A 15,780-nucleotide genomic window follows, 5' to 3' on the forward strand; every position below is an offset into this window, starting at 1 on the left:
GACAAACCTTATCGGTTTGTCTCTTTTTTTACAATGAAAACCCATTTAAAAACGGATTTTGGTCCTGCTCAGTCAGTACGTCTGTTTCAGGTCCATGGCCGCTTAACACCAGCGTGTGTTCCGGAAGCGTAAGCAGTTTTTCATGAATGGACGTCAGCAGTGTCTCTTGATCGCCGCCTATTAAATCCGTACGTCCTATACCGCCTTGGAACAAAACATCTCCGGAAATGACCAAGTCTGCATCTTTCACGTAGTAAGACACACTGCCTGGTGAATGCCCCGGCGTAAATAATGTTTCCAAATGAAACGGCCCGATATTCAACTCACCGTCACCTTCAATTAAATGATCTGCAGGTTTAGCTGTGATTTCTATCCCTCGCAGCATGCCGGAACCGTTTAAAGAAGCGTCCGTAAGCCAATTTTTTTCATTTTGATGCAGGTAAACAGGGATATCCCATTTTTCTCTCACTTCATCAAGCGCCCCAATATGGTCAAAATGGGCATGTGTAAGCAAAATGGCTAAAGGCGTCAGCCCTTTTTCTTTTATGTATTGATTGATTTTATGTCCCTCGCCGCCCGGATCAAAAATCAGGCATTGATCATCACTGATGAGAAAATATGCGTTCGCTTGAATCGGCCCTACTGGCATTCGTCTCCATTTCACTATTATCACCTCTTTCTTTTTTATGCTCTTATTATGAGGGTTTTTAAAAAAAGATTCAAACAATCGCAATGAAAACGCTATCGACAAACCTATAAAAAACAGGTAGAATAATACTGGAAAGAATTGCAGGTTTTTCAATGTAAAGGGGGCTGTGTTATGTTACTTGTCGTGATTTTCGGCCTTGTCGCTCTTTTCGCTTTATGGGGAGTCTTGCGTTCTGTTAGAAATAAAAATATACTCGGGTTTTTATTAGCCGGTGCCACCTTATTTGTCTTTGGATGGTTTACCGTGATGACCGTAATAAACAGCGGGTATCCAACCGCACATTAAAACCTGTATCCGATCGGATACAGGTTTATTTTTATGGCTGTAAATGTTTATTGACACTTTCTATTTTGCTCTCAAGCGTCGTTTTTTTGTCACGCCTGTCATCGATGCGGATATTCGTTGCCACTCTGTGCAACCCTTTTTGAAATGGCGCTTCGTGAATTGCCTGAATGACTGCAAAAAGGTCACTGAGTTCTCCCTCGATCAGCGTATTCATCGGTGTCAGCTGATATTTGATTTTCCCTTCTGCTTGATATCCTTCTAATATCTTTTGCACATCGGCTACGTAAGCACTGACACTGGGTGTTTCAGTACCGATTGGGATAATGGTTACATCTGCGATAGCCATCGTTATTTCATCTCCTTTTGATCAATGATGAGTTGCTTCGTTTCATGTGATTTCAATAAAATAATTTGCTCAAAATGAAAGCCGTATAACGCATATTTCCCGTTCGGAGATATTTGAATCGGCTCCATTTCCCGCAGAGACACAAGATCTTTTGTCTCTCCCGATGCTACATTGACTGCTGCGAGCTTATATGCATCGCCGCTTTGTTTGAATGTATAAAACAGGCCTCCTGCTTCATCATAGTCATACTCCATTGGAGCCAAACTTGTATATTTCGCTTGGAGCGGCCATTTCGCTGTAACAGGTGATGTTGATTGCGGCGTTTTAAACTGATACGTCCCTTTTCCTCCGGAAGCTGATTTGACAGTAAAACTCATTTTATGGAAAGAATCGAAGAATAGAACGTCATCCTCAAGCTTCTGTTCCGTCTTAGAAGCTGTATCGAACGTATATAAAGGCCCTGTTTTATCGTCTCTTCCCTCTTTTACATAATCAAATGTATTTTTGGATGTCCAATGAATGAACGGAACCTGTACCGGGCTTAAGAAAGATTCGTCTTTTTTAGCATTCACCTGATATGTATGGAAATCCCAGTTTTCATTGAATTCCGTCACCATCATTTGATAAGGATCATAATGATTCCAAGCAGCCTCCAGCTCATACGTTTCGTAATCTTTTTCGTAAAGCGTCTCCCCTTCTGCATTAAGCAAAACTACTGCCGTCTTTTGGCTATGTGTGATTTGCAGCAGAATCATCTGCTCCCTCGCATTGATTTGAACATCAACGATTTGACCATCCGTTTGATAGAGCTTTTTCGCTTTGCCTGTAAAGATGCGGTACGCAAAAAGCTCTGTTTTTGTCGGATTAGACGCAGTATATAATATTGTGCTGTTATTCAGCCAGCCTTCCGCCCCATCCGCTTTTTCCGTGGAAAGCGGTATGATGTCTTTTTTCTCATCTTTTGCCGCCGATGCCTGTTTTTGCTGCTGATGAGATGGTTCGCATGCCGATAAACTAAACAGCAATACCGCCAGCAGAATAAAACAAACTGATCTCATCAGCATTCCCCTCCGATCATCTTTATTCTCTCATATTTGCTTCGGCAGAAAAAAGAAAAAGTTTCAGTTATTCATAAAAAAATAACGCCCTCCACAAGATGCCGCTTGTGGCGTTATATATGTGTGAAAACTGCTGAAACGGCAAAGGATTTTGGCCTTTTCCAAGTTCCACCGTATATCCTTCCTTAAAATAATGGTGAATAAACCAATCACGAAATCCAGCATAGCTGTCTATATCCCTTACTCCCTTATAAATGTTCCCGCTTAACTCCTCAAACTCTTTTATGACGGCAGCAGATTCCTCAGGCTCAAGGCCTTTATAGCCCCAATAAATTTCTTCTCCTTGAGTATGAAGAGCCAGCAGTCTGTCAGGCGGATTCTCCGTGATCAGCCGGTACATCGCAATGGATTCCGGCTCCGTAAGCGGAGAGATTCCCGGAAAATCGCGGTAGCTGGGTGCTGTCGGTTTTCGGTATTTTTCAATTTCCCATAATGATGGAAATTGTTTATTTAAATCAACCCCGTTTATATTCGCCTTCCATTCATTAAAATTCGGACGATGTTCATTTAGCCTTTCGAGCTCATCTCTTCTGGCTCCCATGACTTCTGATCCGTTTAAAACAAGATCAACGCCATCCGGATTGACAAGAGGAACGAGGGATAAGGATGTGCTGTTAAACAGCTTCATGGGAGAAAAGCCAAAGAAAGACGAATTGCAGCATAATGACATACAGTATTCCTTAAACCATTTTAGCAGGACAGACGTTGTAATCCACTCATTCGCATGAAATGACGCGTTCATATGGACCTTTTTTACGGCATGCTCCCCACCAGCCTTCAGCTCCCAGATAGGCCTGCCGAGTACAGAACGGCCAATTTCCCGGCATGAGACAAACGGAAAAACATCAATAATCTTCTTTATTTCCTTTTCAACAGCTGAATCATCATAGATTTTCTCTTGCTCAATCCAGCTATCAGAAAGTTTCAGCTGCCGAGGCTGTAAAAAGCGCTTTATGTCCTGAATGGTTTGAAGCTCTTTGCCGCTATGCTCCTCTATCACATAACCAGGGCAATACAATTGATGTTTTTGTGCGGAGCGATTTGCACTTTTAAGCAATTCCTCGTCTATCTTCAGTTCTTTCGCCACTCTGGCCAAATTGTTCTTGATCTCAGGTTTCACCGTAATAAACGCCATCATCATCCCCCTTTTTTGTTACTATATGACAGCGTATTAAAAAAAAGAAAGCCTCCCGCTCACTTTGACGCGGGAGACATTGTGATTACGATGCCTGATCAAGCATTTGTTTTTCTTTCCGTTTTGACGAATTGTCCAGCCTTTTCTGATCATAAAATCGCAACAAATCCCCATAAATGATTTCATCAGAAAGTGATAGCTCCTGTTTTGCTTTATCAGCAAATGCTTCACATTGTTTTGTCTCTTCTAACGGTTTTCCCGTCTCTTTGTCATAACACGCACCGTCTGTATAAACAACCTGATCTGTGATAAAACTCCCGTCCCGAAGCACCGTAAAGTCCAGTTTTTCGTCTGAAAGCAGATCGTTGCCGAATTGAATTTGATCTTTCGTATCAATCCCTAAAAGATTCATCAGCGTCGGCCTGATATCAATCTGCCCGCCTACTGTTTCAATGGTTTGCGGCTTTTTATCAGTAATACCCGGAATATGAATGACCAGCGGCACTTTTTGGAGCTGTACCTCTTCAAATGGAGTTATTTCTTTTCCTAAAAACTGCCCCATCGCTTCATTATGGTTTTCTGATATACCATAATGGTCACCGTACAATACAATTACAGAGTTGTCGTATAATCCGTCTTCCTTCAGCTTTTCGATAAACCGTTTCAGCGCCTCATCCTGATAACGCACTGTCGGAAAATATTTATTTAGCGTCTGGCTGCTTGAATCATATTCATCAATCAATTGATCCTCTTCATCAAGATCAAAAGGGAAGTGGTTCGTCAGTGTAATCAGCCTCGAGTAAAACGGCTGAGGCAGATTTTTCATCAGCTCTGAAGACTGCTCAAAAAATTCTTTATCCTTCAGTCCCCAGCCGACTGAATTTTCGTCAGTTACATCATACGAGTTAATATCAAAAAACGAATCATATCCAAATGAGTCGTACATTAAATCACGATTCCAAAAGCTCTTATTATTAGCGTGGAGCACCGCTGAATAGTATCCGCTGTTTTTCAAAATTTCTGGAGCGGCCATATATTGATTGCCCGCATTCGTAAAAAACACGGCACCTCGTCCAAGCGGATACAGTGAATTGTCCACGATAAATTCAGAATCCGAGGTTTTCCCCTGGCCTGTTTGGTGGTAAACATTATTAAAGTTGTAGCTCTGTTTTATAAAGTCATTCAGAAAAGGCGTGATTTCTTCTCCATTCAATTTTTCATTAATCACGAAGCTTTGCGTCGACTCTAAGGATACGAGAATGACGTTCCTTCCTTTTGCAGCGCCGAATAAGCGTTTGTTGGCATCCTTCGCATTAGCGGTTACGTAGTTTTCAATTTCCGTCAGGCTGTTGCTGTCTGCCAACGCTCTCTGTGCAGATTGCTTTGACTGAAGAACGCCATCGTAAATATGAAAATTAAACAGGCTAATGTTTTTAACAAGCATTTCTCTGTCAAATGAGCGTGTCAATAGCTGAGGTCTTTCCGCCTCAGACAAGCCCAGGTTGAAGAAATAAACAGAAGCAACGAACAAAAAATAAGCCGCCCGTTCATTTTTCGTTGAGGGAATGTCCGATTGAAAAGCTTTTTGCCGGATGTGAAGCCATATTAAAACCGCAATATCTACAGCTAATAGGAGGTCTGTCGGCTCAAGAAGTGTTCCGATGCTGCTTCCGAGATCCCCCATATTGCTCGTTTGAAAAAGAACAGGGATTGTTAAGAAATCATTGTAAAAACGGTAAAAAACCATATTTGCCAGCAATACAAACGTGACAAGACAGCTCATCGCGATAATGTAGCGATTTCTGTTTTTGCCTTTTAAAAACAGGCTGAGGCCAAAAATAAGCAACAAAAAACTCAATGGGTTGATAAACAGAATAAATTCCTGTGTTAGATTGTCGATTTTAATATGAAAACTGGTTTTGTAAACAGCATACGTTTTCAGCCACATCAATAAAATGGCAATCAGCATAAATGAAATCTTCGAAAAAAACGTTTTTCGCATTTCAACCTCCTATGCAGCACGCTCAAAAAAATCAGTCTATTCCCAACATTCTCATTAACACATCAAATTAAATCTTAACCTGAGCACAACAAAAAATCAATTTCATTTACACAATTTTAACAATTTTGATGTTTAAGCCATTCATTTTTAGCGATCCAAGCGCCTCCGATAACGCCGGCATCATTTCCAAGTGCTGCGATTGAAATATCAGCAGCTTGGGCTGCCCGCGGAAACGCGCATTTGCGGAATGTTTTCTCAACTTTTGATCTCAGCAGTTCTCCGGCTCTCGATACGCCGCCGCCAAGAACGATTTTGGACGGATTAAGCGAGCTTGCCAAATTTCCGAGCACCAAACCAAGATGCTTGGCTACATAATCAACCACCTCAAGGGCAATTTCATCATTTTCACCCGCCGCTTCAAACACATCCCGCGCTGACAATTGTTCGGTTGCTTTTAAACGTGTCGTCTTTTTAGCATTTGCTATTTTTTCTTTTGCAATTCTTACAATTCCGGTTGCTGACGCAATTGTTTCGATACAGCCCGTTTTGCCGCAGTTGCAGGGCGCTCCGCCTTCAGGGATGCTGCAAATATGGCCGATTTCTCCGCCGGCGCCATTTATGCCATGTACAATTTCACCATTTGCAATGATGCCGCCGCCAACTCCTGTGCCAAGCGTCACGAGAATGACGTCTTTTGCGCCATCACCCGCTCCCTTCCACATTTCCCCGAGCGCAGCAATATTCGCGTCATTTTCTATAACAGCTGGGATGCCGGTTTCTGTCTCCAGATGGTTTTTCAAAGCATAATTTTTCCACCCTAGATTTACTGTTTCATAAACAACTCCTGCCGCCATATCTACAGGGCCTGGTGCACCCATTCCGATGTATTTGATGATGTGCTTCGGTTTTTGCAGCTCATCCAGCTTGCTGTCGATTGTTTTTGCAATTGCGACAGTAATCGTGTCGCCGGTTTTATCAGTCGGAACTTCCCACTTATGCTGAATTTCGCCATATTGATTAATAAAAGCGAGTTTAATCGTCGTTCCTCCCAGGTCAATGCCTGCAAACCATATCTCGTCCATTTTTATCACCTTAGCCTTTATAAAAATCTCTTCCGTTTTTTGTTTGTTCTAATTCTTTTCGAAGGACAGCTGCCGCTCTGGCCCACTGCTCCTTTTCAATCATGTGGTTCATGTATAATTCCTTTAATTCATCCAGCATAAACTCAATTTCAAGCTCTCTGTCTCCAAAATAAACAATGTGGCCAAACGTTTTTAACAGCTGCTGCACATCATAAAATGTATTCATTTTCCTCACCATTTCTTGAACTTAACTATCATAAGCGTATTCATAAGGAAGCGGTCAGTCAAGAAGAAAACGCTGACAAAAAAGCCAGCTCCCTTTCCATATTCCACCTTTATGATTCTTTATTGTTTTCAATTTGTTGCTGCAGCTCCTTGTAGCGCTGCTCCTTCGGCTCCAATTTTAAAGCCAACCTGATGGCCTTTTCTGCTTGTACAAGCTCATTTTTTTCCGCATACAATAAGGCTAAATAGTAATATGCGGCATGGTCTTTAGGTTCTTTTTTCACTGCTCGTTCCAAATGGAAAACCGCCTGATCATATTCGCCGATTTTAATATCAGATACAGCAAGAATTTTCAAAAGATCGGCAGAGGCATCTTTTTGCGCTGCTTCTCCGTTCAGCAATTCTGTTACTTCTTCATACTTTCCTTCCTGATACAGCTCGCTTGCCTGCTGAATCAGCGCTGACTCCTGGTGTGAAGGTGAATGCAATCCGTAATATAAAAATCCAACAGCCAAGACAATCAGCAAAACCGCTGACAACAATCTTTTTCCAAAGGCTCCGGCTTTAGGCAACCCCAGTGCTGCTGCAGCGAAAAAGCCGCCAATCAAGCCGCCGATATGTCCTGAATTATCAATATTCGAAACCGCAAAACCAAAGCCCAGATTGATGATAATAATGACAATAATATTGGTTCCTATGGTTCTTAAAAACATTTTTCGATTAGACAAAGCAACATACAGTAATGCGCCTAAGCATCCGAATATGGCTCCTGATGCCCCTGCCGAAGGATACGGGCTGAACACAAAACTCGCAATCGAACCCGTAATGCCAGCAGCCAGATAAATCAGCAAAAATCTCCCCGATCCATACATCCGCTCAACCGCTGTACCAACCGACCATAAAGCCAGCGTATTAAAGGCTAAATGCGCTATGCCGATGTGAAGCACAATCGGTGTCAGAAGCCGCCACCATTCTCCTTGTGCAATCAGGCTGTTTTCCTTTGCTCCAAAAGCGACCAGCGTCTCCGTATTAGTGCTGCCTCCGTTTATTTCGAGCAAGAAAAACATCAGGATCTGAAGCGCAATAAATAAATATGTAAAAATCGGTTTTCCGTTTTGAAAAACCGCCGCTTCAGTTTTTCTCTGTTCTTCTTGTTTCAGCACTAGCGAAAGGAAGCGTTCTCGCGCCATTTGCGCGTCTTCAAACGAAGCGTGTTCCTCTGTACAATCTTCTGTACGAAATGATGGAAAAACCGCTTGAAGATCATCTCGAAGCATCGTTCCTCTAACGATCGCCGGCTCAACTGACACAGTTCCCTTCTCAAACATTTTTTTTGCAATCTCTTCCCAGTCATCAACAGGGGCTTCCGTTGAAAAAAACACATTCAGCAGCTTCATCCTTCGTCTGCCCAATTGATGCCTGACTCGTTCTACTCGTTCGGCCTGCTCTTCGATGTCTCTAACCATTTCTTGACGGAAATCAAGATCGTGCTTATAAAGACGAACTAGATCATGAGAGGACTTGTCCGGCGCTTCCAGCCATATTTCATCTGACTCACCGGCTTGTATGACGCCATACCCGCTATTCACCAGGTGCGCCGCAATTTTCCAATATGTATACTCCAGCAAAAACATGTTTACCGCTCCAATAGTTTTTTTTCATTATAACAGCTGGCGCTCCGAAACGCCTACTGAAAGCAAAAAATCCCGTTTTTCACGGGATTTTAGAAAGCTTGTTGTATAAACTTATTGCGGATAAATGGAATTCTTAAAAACAAATGGATAAAAGACCGCCTGATTCCTGGCTGGCTGAGTACAGTATTCATAAGACGGTAGCGATTTTGATAAAACATGACGGCAGAAACAGCGAAAATGGCATATATCAAAAGTTTTTTCATTATATCCCTCCTGCCAATAGGGTTTGTTATTCTGCCTTATTTATTCTCGAATCAGGGACAGGAAAGTTATGAAAAACAAGAAATGATCCGATCCTCTGTTATCAGCTTATGTACCGGGATGTCATGCGGCAGACTGGGTACGTGCGCAAACAACTGGCACTCCAAAAGCAAAGAGACGGTCTTCCCTTCATATGCACTTAAATAGCGATCATAATAGCCGCCTCCAAAGCCGACCCTAAACCCGTTAACATCAAAACAAACACCTGGAACGATCACCAAGTCAATTTGTGATGGGTTTACTTCTTTTGTTTTTTCAATTACCGGCTCGAGCAGTCCGGCGTAAACGGTTTCAAGCTGATCATCAGTCTGATATGTCCGAAATTGCATTTTCTTCGTGTCCGGATGGCATTTTGGGATGCAAACTTGTTTCCCTTCTTCCCAAGCCTGCTCAATGACAGGACGCGTCGGTATCTCTAATCCTCTGGAGATGGTGACCGCAATGGTGCAGGCATTTTGCCACTCCGGCAGAGAAAACAAGTACTTATACATACGTTCCGTTTTTTGAAGCAGATCTTCATTTGATAAAGCAGACAGTGCCTCCAGCGTCTTTTTTCTTAATTGTGATTTCATCTCTCATCCCCCCTCGGAATAGAAAAAAAGCCAGAACCTTTTTCAAAGCTCTGGCTTTTTTCTTACACCTCAAACAGCAAAGCTGTTATTTTGTTTCACGGTGTAACGTAGATTTTTTATCACGTGGGCAATATTTTTTAAATTCAACGCGGTCTGGATTGTTGCGTTTGTTCTTTTTAGAAATATAGTTACGCTCACCACATTCAGTGCAAGCCAAAGTAATATTAACGCGCATTATTTTCCCTCCAAACTAAAATCATTTACTTATTCAGACTTATATATAATACCACTATAATGGACGGAATGCTAGGCTGTTTTTCAATGAATTGCTGAATTATTGAAGATACGCTCATAAAGCTGCAAATATGATGACATAATGAGTCGGGGATGGTGGAGCTTGAACACTTGTTGTCTGCCAGCTTCTTTTATCCGGCGGGCTTTCTCCCAGTCTTTTAAAAAGCTGTCCAGCAGATCAGCCGCTTCCTGTACGAGCGTAAAATCAGCGATGATTGCCGTTTTGTCATGAACGGCATAATCACAAAAACCACCCGACTGAGAAACGACAGTCAGCACACCTTGTTCCATGCTTTCTTGCGCGGCAAGCCCAAACGGTTCATAAGTACTAGGGAAAACAGCCATTTCACAGTGAGACAGTAACGTTCTGATGTCTTTCCTATTGAGAAACGGCAGGAACATGACGCGATCCTTCAGGTTATATGCCGCAGCCAATTTCTCATAGCAGGACAGAGACGGCCCCTCCCCAGCCAGCACTAGATAGAGGTCTGGCTGACGCTGCTTCAAGATGGCAAACACCTTTAACAGCTGCGAAAATCCTTTTTCCGGAACAAACCTTCCATATGAAAAGAGGAATCTTCTATTCATGCTTCTTGGTATTTTCCCCTTCTCTTCCTCCATAGATGCAGGGCTCGGGATAACGGTTAATTTTTTATGTGACGCCTTATCAAGAGACCGCTTCATAAATGTGCTTAATACGATCAAAGCATCAGCGGACTCTATAAGGAGCCGTTCGGTCTTGAGCCTGTAAGGGTGTGGGGCTTCTCGGCACACCTTCTTCCTTTCTCTTTCAAGACCGTGGATTGTCGCAGCAAGCGGAAGGCCAAGCCGTTGTTTCAAATACTGGGCGGCAGGGGCAGTTGTGTCATCATGGGCATGAATCAGATCAAAGCGTTTATTGTGTGATAACACATGGCGAACCATTGTAAAGTTAGCATCAGCTATGTAATCTTCAAACTTCGCATACGAAAACAGCTGCCCGCTCGGAGTACAAACCGTAATGTTGATTTGAGGTTTTAAATAGGAAATGAGGCGGTTTAAATGGACACCGAGCCCGCTTTTCGGCTCATCGGGATGTTCGGGTGAAAGCATGAGAATGTTCACCGTTCTTTTTCCCCTCTCTCATAACAGGTGTATGCAGAAAATTGCGCCTCCCAACTGGTGTGCGCTTCTTCAATCTGAAAACTGTTTATATGACGAATCCCATTTTCATCAAGGTAGATGTCGTCTGTATCGGCAAGCTTGAGAGAGACATTCATTGAATTCACAATTCTGTATTCAGCCCGATATACAGCATCACCAGCCGCCTGTCTAATCGTCCATTCGCCTTTATCATACGTTGTGCGTTTTGTACTGACAGCTTCAATGTCTTTTCTTTTGATGACAATGCGCAATTCTTTTATCATATCCTGCGTTTTTTCGAAAAGGACCGCTTCAGCCAGCCGCATTGTTTCTTCTGAGATTTCCCAGCTTACGGTCAGGGTGTGAGCGTTTTGAATGATCATGTCGAATGTGTCCCTAAAAAAGGAAAGCTTATGTCGTATATTATAGGGAAATGGGTGTTTATCCATGGACTCCTAACATTCTCCTTTCCAATCGTTCACTTCGTGTTCCTATTAAACCATTACATAAAGAAGAAGCAAAGAAAGATTTCTCGACAAAATCTCGTTTTTTTCGCGAATTCCTTTAGAAACTATTGGTTTTATGGTATAAAAAAGAAGGATAAAAAAAGAATAGAAGGTGATGAAACGTGGAAATTGCTATTATTGCGTTGTTTATCGTCAGTATAGCGCTAATTGCATTCTCATATTCTCAAAGAGACCCGATGAAAGATGTAGAACAGGAGCTCGAAACACTGCAGCTTTCTGCGATGCAGGAAATTTACAAGCTCAAAAAGAAAATGACAGTGCTTGAGGAAGAATTACTGGAAACAAACCTTGTCATTCGCAAATCAAAGCAGAGCGACATCAATCAAAAAATCGCTAAACAAATACTTTCTAAATATAATAACGGTATGTCAGCTGAAGCGATTGCTAAAGCTGAGCATGTATCAGTGGAAGACGTGAATACGATTATCAAGGATAATGAGAAGGTGCTCGTATGACAAAACGGGGCATTCAGGCATTTGCTGGCGGCATCATTTTAGCGACAGCCGTTCTTGCAGCTGTTTTTTATCTGACTGACGAAGACCAGGCCGCTGCTGTAAAAGAAAATAAAACAGTAACCGAACAAGACGTGAACAATTATCTTGATTCTAAAAAATTGGTTTCTGTCAACCGTGATGAATATCAAAAACTTCTCGATTCAAAAGAGAAATCCTTAAACAATGACAGCGGCTCAGACACGAAATCAGACAAAGTCAAAACCTACAAGCTCACCATTAAAGACGGCATGAGCACGGCGGATGTATCTGCTATTCTTGAAAAAGAGGGCATTATCTCCTCGGCTCAAGACTTTAATGACTACGTCATTGATGCCGGCTATCACAAAGAAATTCGTGCCGGCGAGTTTAAAGTAAAATCAGACATGAGTTTCAAAAAAATCGTAAAAACGTTAACACGATAAAAAAACAGGCTGACTCAGCCTGTTTTTTTCATCCAAACTTTCCTGAAATGTAATCGAGCGTTCTTTGGTCCTTCGGGTTAGAGAACATTTTATTCGTATTGTCGCATTCAACAAGCTCGCCCATGTAGAAAAAGGCGGTTTGATCAGAAATCCTTGCTGCCTGCTGCATGTTATGCGTGACAATGACAATTGTGTATTTATTTTTCAGCTCTAGAATGAGTTCTTCAATTTTTCTCGTTGAGATTGGATCTAGTGCAGATGTCGGTTCATCCATCAGCAAAATATCAGGATTGGTCGCAAGTGCTCTGGCGATGCAAAGACGCTGCTGCTGGCCCCCTGACAGCGAAAGAGCGGACGTATGCAATCGATCCTTCACCTCATCCCATAACGCCACGTCTTTTAATGACTTTTCCACAATTTCCTGAAGCTTCTTCTTATTTTTGGTGCCGTGGACTCTCGGTCCGTAAGCCACATTATCAAAAATAGATTGCGGAAACGGATTCCCTTTTTGGAATACCATTCCGATATTTTTTCGCAAATCCACGATGTCCACTTTATCCTTTAAAATGTTGCTGCCATTATAGTTCAGCTCACCTGCAAGCTTTACATTCGGCGTCATTTGAATCATTAAATTCAATGTCTTGATAAAGGTCGATTTCCCGCATCCGGATGGCCCGATAATCGCCGTAACCTCATTTTCATAAATGCTCAAATTGATATTTTTTAAAGCATGATGCTGTCCATACCATAAGTTCATTCCATTGACTTGATAGACTTCCTGTTTCATTACAGCTTCGGTAGCAATACTCATTGCCGCCCTCCTATCCGAATTTCCCGTTAATATAATCCTCTGTCTTTTGCTTTTTCGGACTCGTGAAAATCTGTTCGGTCTGTCCGTATTCTACAAGCTCGCCGTTTAAAAAGAATGCCGTCCGGTCAGAAACCCGCAGAGCCTGCTGCATATTGTGCGTGACAATAATAATTGAGTATTCTCTTTTCAATCCTGTAATTAATTCCTCTATTTTTGCATTTGAAATCGGATCAAGCGCTGAAGCTGGTTCATCAAGCAGAAGAACAGCCGGCTTCATCGCAAGCGTTCTCGCGATGCATAAACGCTGCTGCTGGCCGCCGGATAACGAGAGTGCGGATGAATGTAAACGATCCTTCACCTCATCCCAGAGCGCTGCTTTTGTTAAACTTTCTTCCACAATTTCATCCAAAACAGCTTTATTCCGCTCTCCGGCATATTTCAATGCATGTGTGATATTCGCATAGATCGATTTCGGAAATGGATTCGGTTTTTGAAAAACCATTCCGATTTCTCTTCTCAAGCTGACAACGTTAATATTGCCGCCCAATATATTTAATCCTTCATAAAGGATTTCACCTTCCGCTCTTGCAGATGGAATTAAATCATTCATTCGGTTAATATTTCTCAAAAAAGTAGATTTTCCGCATCCCGACGGCCCAATTAAAGCAGTCACCGCATTTTTTTCAATATCCATGTTTACATGATGAACGGCTTGTTTATTTCCGTAAAAAATAGACAGATCTTTGACCTCAAGCACGTGGTTCTGCTTCGGAACAATAACAGCTCGCTCAGGTTTTTCTTTTACCATTTGTTCAGACATGTTTTTCGCCTCTTTCCGTTCTAATTTGCCGTAAGCTTTTTGTATATCATCGTGCCAAGCCATCTCGCTGCGAGATTAAACACAAGAACAGAAATCACCAGCACGGCAGAACCACCGTTTGCAATCGCTTCAGCATCCGGAATCATTCCTTGTGTATTGACGTTCCAAATGTGGACCGCAAGTGTTTCAGCGGGCCTGAAAATATTAAGCGGTGATGTTTCCGAAAACGGGTTCCACTCCGTAAAATTAAGACGCGGTGTTGTCAGGCCTGCCGTAAATAATAATGCGGCCGCTTCCCCGAACACCCTTCCTGACGCTAAAATTGCTCCTGTGATAATAGAAGGAATCGCACTTGGAATTAAAACCGTTTTTACGGTATGCCAGCGTGATACACCTAAAGCGAGAGATGCATCCTTCAGATCTTTAGGGACTGAACGGATCGCGTCTTCTGTCACACGCACCATGACAGGAAGGTTAAAAACAGTTAACGCAAGCGCTCCGCCTATGATCGTATATCCCCAGCCTGTTAAGTTGACAAACATCAATAATCCAAACATTCCAATGACAATAGACGGAAGAGATGAAAGCACCTCTATACATGTTCTGATGAAGTCAGTTACTTTGTTATTAGGCGCGTATTCAGCCATGAAGACCCCGCCGCCCACACCGAGCGGGATTGTAATCAGCATTGTAATAAACAAAATATAAAAGGAGTTAAACAGCTGATCTCGTATGCCTCCTCCAGCTGCAATGGCGCTCGATTTTGTTGTAATAAATTGAAAACTGAGCTGAGAAACACCGTTTATAATAATATAGGAAAACAAACCTACTAAAATGGCAGCGATAATGGCTGCACACAAACCAAACATTCCGGTCGCCAGTTTATCTGTTATTTTGCGGTTCATTACACTTTCCTCCTAGATGACAAGTAGCGAATAAGCAGGATGAACAAGAATGACATCACCAGAAGCACAAGCCCCATTGACCACAGCGTATTGTTTTCAACACTTCCGTATGTGGTGTGGCCCATATTCAGCGTGATGATCGTTGTCAGCGTTCCCGCAGTATCAAACAGGCTTTCCGGCAATACTCTTGTATTTCCAATGACCATCTGAACAGCCAAAGCTTCACCGAACGCCCGAGCCATGCCTAACACAACAGCTGTCATCAATGTTGGAAAAGCTGCAGGCACAAGTACTTTTCTGATCGTCTGCCATCTTGTCGCACCAAGCGCGTAAGAACCCTCTCGTAAACTCTTCGGAAGAGAAGCCATTGCATCAGCAGAAATCGATGTGATCGTCGGCAGAATCATGACGGAAAGGACAATCGTTCCCGCCAATAAACTGTGCCCTGTTCCGCTCGATTTGAACTGGGCGATAAACGGCACCAATACTGTAAGACCTATGAATCCATAAACAACAGATGGAATACCGACTAAAAGCTCAATCACCGGCTGCAGCACTTTCTTTCCCCAATTCGGGGCAATCTCTGTCATAAAAATCGCACCTGCAATGCCAAGCGGCGCAGCGATTAGAGCAGAAAGAATCGTTACTGCAAATGAGCCAAAAATAAATGGCAGCACTCCGTATTTCGGATCAGTATCTGTAGGATTCCAATTTAAGCTCGTTAAGAATTCAATTGGGCTTACACCATTTACAAGAAAAGATTGCAGCCCCTTCACGCCGAGGAAAATGGTGATCGCAACAGATGCCGCAATCATAATCAGCGCACATGCTGTCACAATCATTCTTCCCCGAACTTCATCCAATTGCCGATTTTGCCTTGAGCTGATTAAACGCTCGCTCACAGACATATTTTCTCTATTGTTTATCATTGTTTTACACTCCTATGAATGTGTTAA

The 15,780-nt window shown here is 42.5% G+C and carries 20 protein-coding genes; 3 read left to right on the top strand and 17 right to left on the bottom strand.

The window, feature by feature from the left end:
- Positions 1-28: 28 nt before the first annotated feature.
- The gene (locus CW370_RS07665) at positions 29-664 is read right to left on the bottom strand and encodes an MBL fold metallo-hydrolase (protein WP_024573396.1); all 636 of its coding nucleotides are present in this window, start codon (positions 662-664) and stop codon (positions 29-31) included.
- Positions 665-820: 156 nt separating this feature from the next.
- Between CW370_RS07665 and CW370_RS07670 the strand changes: the two genes are divergently transcribed.
- Positions 821-994 (top strand): DUF2759 domain-containing protein, encoded by a 174-nt coding sequence (locus CW370_RS07670; RefSeq protein ID WP_003230141.1) that lies wholly within the window; start codon positions 821-823, stop codon positions 992-994.
- Between the two features lie 31 nt (positions 995-1,025).
- On the opposite strand, the gene CW370_RS07675 is transcribed toward CW370_RS07670, so the two are convergent.
- The 12 genes from CW370_RS07675 to CW370_RS07730 all read right to left on the bottom strand — a co-directional run bounded on the left by CW370_RS07675 (position 1,026) and on the right by CW370_RS07730 (position 11,294).
- Positions 1,026-1,340 (bottom strand): MTH1187 family thiamine-binding protein, encoded by a 315-nt coding sequence (locus CW370_RS07675; RefSeq protein ID WP_003230139.1) that lies wholly within the window; start codon positions 1,338-1,340, stop codon positions 1,026-1,028.
- Positions 1,341-1,342: 2 nt separating this feature from the next.
- The gene (locus tag CW370_RS07680; protein WP_080262696.1) at positions 1,343-2,404 is read right to left on the bottom strand and encodes a hypothetical protein; all 1,062 of its coding nucleotides are present in this window, start codon (positions 2,402-2,404) and stop codon (positions 1,343-1,345) included.
- Positions 2,405-2,465: 61 nt separating this feature from the next.
- Positions 2,466-3,596: a M14 family metallopeptidase gene (locus tag CW370_RS07685; protein WP_080262695.1), complete on the bottom strand. Its 1,131-nt coding sequence runs from the start codon at positions 3,594-3,596 to the stop codon at positions 2,466-2,468.
- An 82-nt stretch (positions 3,597-3,678) separates the two neighbouring features.
- Positions 3,679-5,595, bottom strand: coding sequence for an LTA synthase family protein (locus tag CW370_RS07690; protein ID WP_003230133.1), 1,917 nt, complete (start codon positions 5,593-5,595; stop codon positions 3,679-3,681).
- Between the two features lie 116 nt (positions 5,596-5,711).
- Positions 5,712-6,677 (bottom strand): glucose kinase GlcK, encoded by a 966-nt coding sequence (gene glcK, locus CW370_RS07695; RefSeq protein WP_024573551.1) that lies wholly within the window; start codon positions 6,675-6,677, stop codon positions 5,712-5,714.
- A gap of 10 nt (positions 6,678-6,687) precedes the next feature.
- Positions 6,688-6,903, bottom strand: a complete 216-nt coding sequence (locus tag CW370_RS07700) for a YqgQ family protein (RefSeq protein WP_004399107.1) — start codon at positions 6,901-6,903, stop codon at positions 6,688-6,690.
- A gap of 109 nt (positions 6,904-7,012) precedes the next feature.
- Entirely contained in the window at positions 7,013-8,536 is a 1,524-nt protein-coding gene (yqgP, locus tag CW370_RS07705; protein ID WP_029946228.1) for a rhomboid protease YqgP, read from the bottom strand.
- A gap of 89 nt (positions 8,537-8,625) precedes the next feature.
- Positions 8,626-8,799, bottom strand: a complete 174-nt coding sequence (locus CW370_RS07710; RefSeq protein ID WP_003230126.1) for a hypothetical protein — start codon at positions 8,797-8,799, stop codon at positions 8,626-8,628.
- Positions 8,800-8,865: 66 nt separating this feature from the next.
- The gene (locus CW370_RS07715; RefSeq protein WP_029946229.1) at positions 8,866-9,429 is read right to left on the bottom strand and encodes a 5-formyltetrahydrofolate cyclo-ligase; all 564 of its coding nucleotides are present in this window, start codon (positions 9,427-9,429) and stop codon (positions 8,866-8,868) included.
- An 85-nt stretch (positions 9,430-9,514) separates the two neighbouring features.
- Positions 9,515-9,664, bottom strand: a complete 150-nt coding sequence (rpmG, locus tag CW370_RS07720) for a 50S ribosomal protein L33 (protein ID WP_003153056.1) — start codon at positions 9,662-9,664, stop codon at positions 9,515-9,517.
- An 83-nt stretch (positions 9,665-9,747) separates the two neighbouring features.
- Positions 9,748-10,827 (bottom strand): glycosyltransferase family 4 protein, encoded by a 1,080-nt coding sequence (locus tag CW370_RS07725; RefSeq protein WP_024571929.1) that lies wholly within the window; start codon positions 10,825-10,827, stop codon positions 9,748-9,750.
- Positions 10,824-11,294 (bottom strand): hypothetical protein, encoded by a 471-nt coding sequence (locus tag CW370_RS07730; protein WP_024571928.1) that lies wholly within the window; start codon positions 11,292-11,294, stop codon positions 10,824-10,826. The genes CW370_RS07725 and CW370_RS07730 overlap by 4 nt, the downstream gene beginning before the upstream one ends.
- Positions 11,295-11,473: 179 nt before the next feature.
- Between CW370_RS07730 and CW370_RS07735 the strand changes: the two genes are divergently transcribed.
- Together CW370_RS07735 and CW370_RS07740 are read left to right on the top strand one after the other, a co-directional pair.
- On the top strand, positions 11,474-11,827 hold the full coding sequence (locus CW370_RS07735; protein ID WP_014477348.1) for a hypothetical protein: 354 nt from the start codon (positions 11,474-11,476) through the stop codon (positions 11,825-11,827).
- Positions 11,824-12,288, top strand: coding sequence for an endolytic transglycosylase MltG (locus CW370_RS07740; protein WP_024571927.1), 465 nt, complete (start codon positions 11,824-11,826; stop codon positions 12,286-12,288). Before CW370_RS07735 ends, CW370_RS07740 begins: the two co-directional genes overlap by 4 nt.
- A 28-nt stretch (positions 12,289-12,316) precedes the next feature.
- Here the strand turns inward: CW370_RS07740 and pstB (CW370_RS07745) are convergent, their stop codons facing one another.
- The 4 genes from pstB (CW370_RS07745) to pstC are packed head-to-tail and all read right to left on the bottom strand — an operon-like array spanning position 12,317 to position 15,753.
- Positions 12,317-13,099, bottom strand: a complete 783-nt coding sequence (gene pstB / locus CW370_RS07745) for a phosphate ABC transporter ATP-binding protein PstB (protein ID WP_024571926.1) — start codon at positions 13,097-13,099, stop codon at positions 12,317-12,319.
- A 10-nt stretch (positions 13,100-13,109) separates the two neighbouring features.
- The gene (gene pstB, locus CW370_RS07750) at positions 13,110-13,919 is read right to left on the bottom strand and encodes a phosphate ABC transporter ATP-binding protein PstB (RefSeq protein WP_015384102.1); all 810 of its coding nucleotides are present in this window, start codon (positions 13,917-13,919) and stop codon (positions 13,110-13,112) included.
- Positions 13,920-13,939: 20 nt separating this feature from the next.
- The gene (gene pstA, locus CW370_RS07755) at positions 13,940-14,824 is read right to left on the bottom strand and encodes a phosphate ABC transporter permease PstA (protein ID WP_024571925.1); all 885 of its coding nucleotides are present in this window, start codon (positions 14,822-14,824) and stop codon (positions 13,940-13,942) included.
- Entirely contained in the window at positions 14,824-15,753 is a 930-nt protein-coding gene (gene pstC / locus CW370_RS07760; RefSeq protein ID WP_015714268.1) for a phosphate ABC transporter permease subunit PstC, read from the bottom strand. Before pstC ends, pstA begins: the two co-directional genes overlap by 1 nt.
- Positions 15,754-15,780 lie beyond the last annotated feature (27 nt).

It is taken from the genome of Bacillus sp. SN32 (assembly GCF_002837495.1).
GTDB classification, from domain to species: domain Bacteria; phylum Bacillota; class Bacilli; order Bacillales; family Bacillaceae; genus Bacillus; species Bacillus subtilis.

What these genes read in the sequence shown, in the direction of transcription:
- CW370_RS07740 (WP_024571927.1), top strand. Translation starts at nt 11,824, where the DNA reads ATGACAAAACGGGGCATTCAGGCATTTGCTGGCGGCATCATTTTAGCG.
- pstB (WP_024571926.1), bottom strand. Translation starts at nt 13,099, where the DNA reads ATGAGTATTGCTACCGAAGCTGTAATGAAACAGGAAGTCTATCAAGTC.
- rpmG (WP_003153056.1), bottom strand. Translation starts at nt 9,664, where the DNA reads ATGCGCGTTAATATTACTTTGGCTTGCACTGAATGTGGTGAGCGTAAC.
- pstA (WP_024571925.1), bottom strand. Translation starts at nt 14,824, where the DNA reads ATGAACCGCAAAATAACAGATAAACTGGCGACCGGAATGTTTGGTTTG.
- CW370_RS07675 (WP_003230139.1), bottom strand. Translation starts at nt 1,340, where the DNA reads ATGGCTATCGCAGATGTAACCATTATCCCAATCGGTACTGAAACACCC.
- glcK (WP_024573551.1), bottom strand. Translation starts at nt 6,677, where the DNA reads ATGGACGAGATATGGTTTGCAGGCATTGACCTGGGAGGAACGACGATT.
- CW370_RS07680 (WP_080262696.1), bottom strand. Translation starts at nt 2,404, where the DNA reads ATGCTGATGAGATCAGTTTGTTTTATTCTGCTGGCGGTATTGCTGTTT.
- yqgP (WP_029946228.1), bottom strand. Translation starts at nt 8,536, where the DNA reads ATGTTTTTGCTGGAGTATACATATTGGAAAATTGCGGCGCACCTGGTG.
- CW370_RS07715 (WP_029946229.1), bottom strand. Translation starts at nt 9,429, where the DNA reads ATGAAATCACAATTAAGAAAAAAGACGCTGGAGGCACTGTCTGCTTTA.
- CW370_RS07690 (WP_003230133.1), bottom strand. Translation starts at nt 5,595, where the DNA reads ATGCGAAAAACGTTTTTTTCGAAGATTTCATTTATGCTGATTGCCATT.
- CW370_RS07730 (WP_024571928.1), bottom strand. Translation starts at nt 11,294, where the DNA reads ATGGATAAACACCCATTTCCCTATAATATACGACATAAGCTTTCCTTT.
- pstC (WP_015714268.1), bottom strand. Translation starts at nt 15,753, where the DNA reads ATGATAAACAATAGAGAAAATATGTCTGTGAGCGAGCGTTTAATCAGC.
- CW370_RS07710 (WP_003230126.1), bottom strand. Translation starts at nt 8,799, where the DNA reads ATGAAAAAACTTTTGATATATGCCATTTTCGCTGTTTCTGCCGTCATG.
- pstB (WP_015384102.1), bottom strand. Translation starts at nt 13,919, where the DNA reads ATGTCTGAACAAATGGTAAAAGAAAAACCTGAGCGAGCTGTTATTGTT.
- CW370_RS07670 (WP_003230141.1), top strand. Translation starts at nt 821, where the DNA reads ATGTTACTTGTCGTGATTTTCGGCCTTGTCGCTCTTTTCGCTTTATGG.
- CW370_RS07700 (WP_004399107.1), bottom strand. Translation starts at nt 6,903, where the DNA reads ATGAATACATTTTATGATGTGCAGCAGCTGTTAAAAACGTTTGGCCAC.
- CW370_RS07685 (WP_080262695.1), bottom strand. Translation starts at nt 3,596, where the DNA reads ATGATGGCGTTTATTACGGTGAAACCTGAGATCAAGAACAATTTGGCC.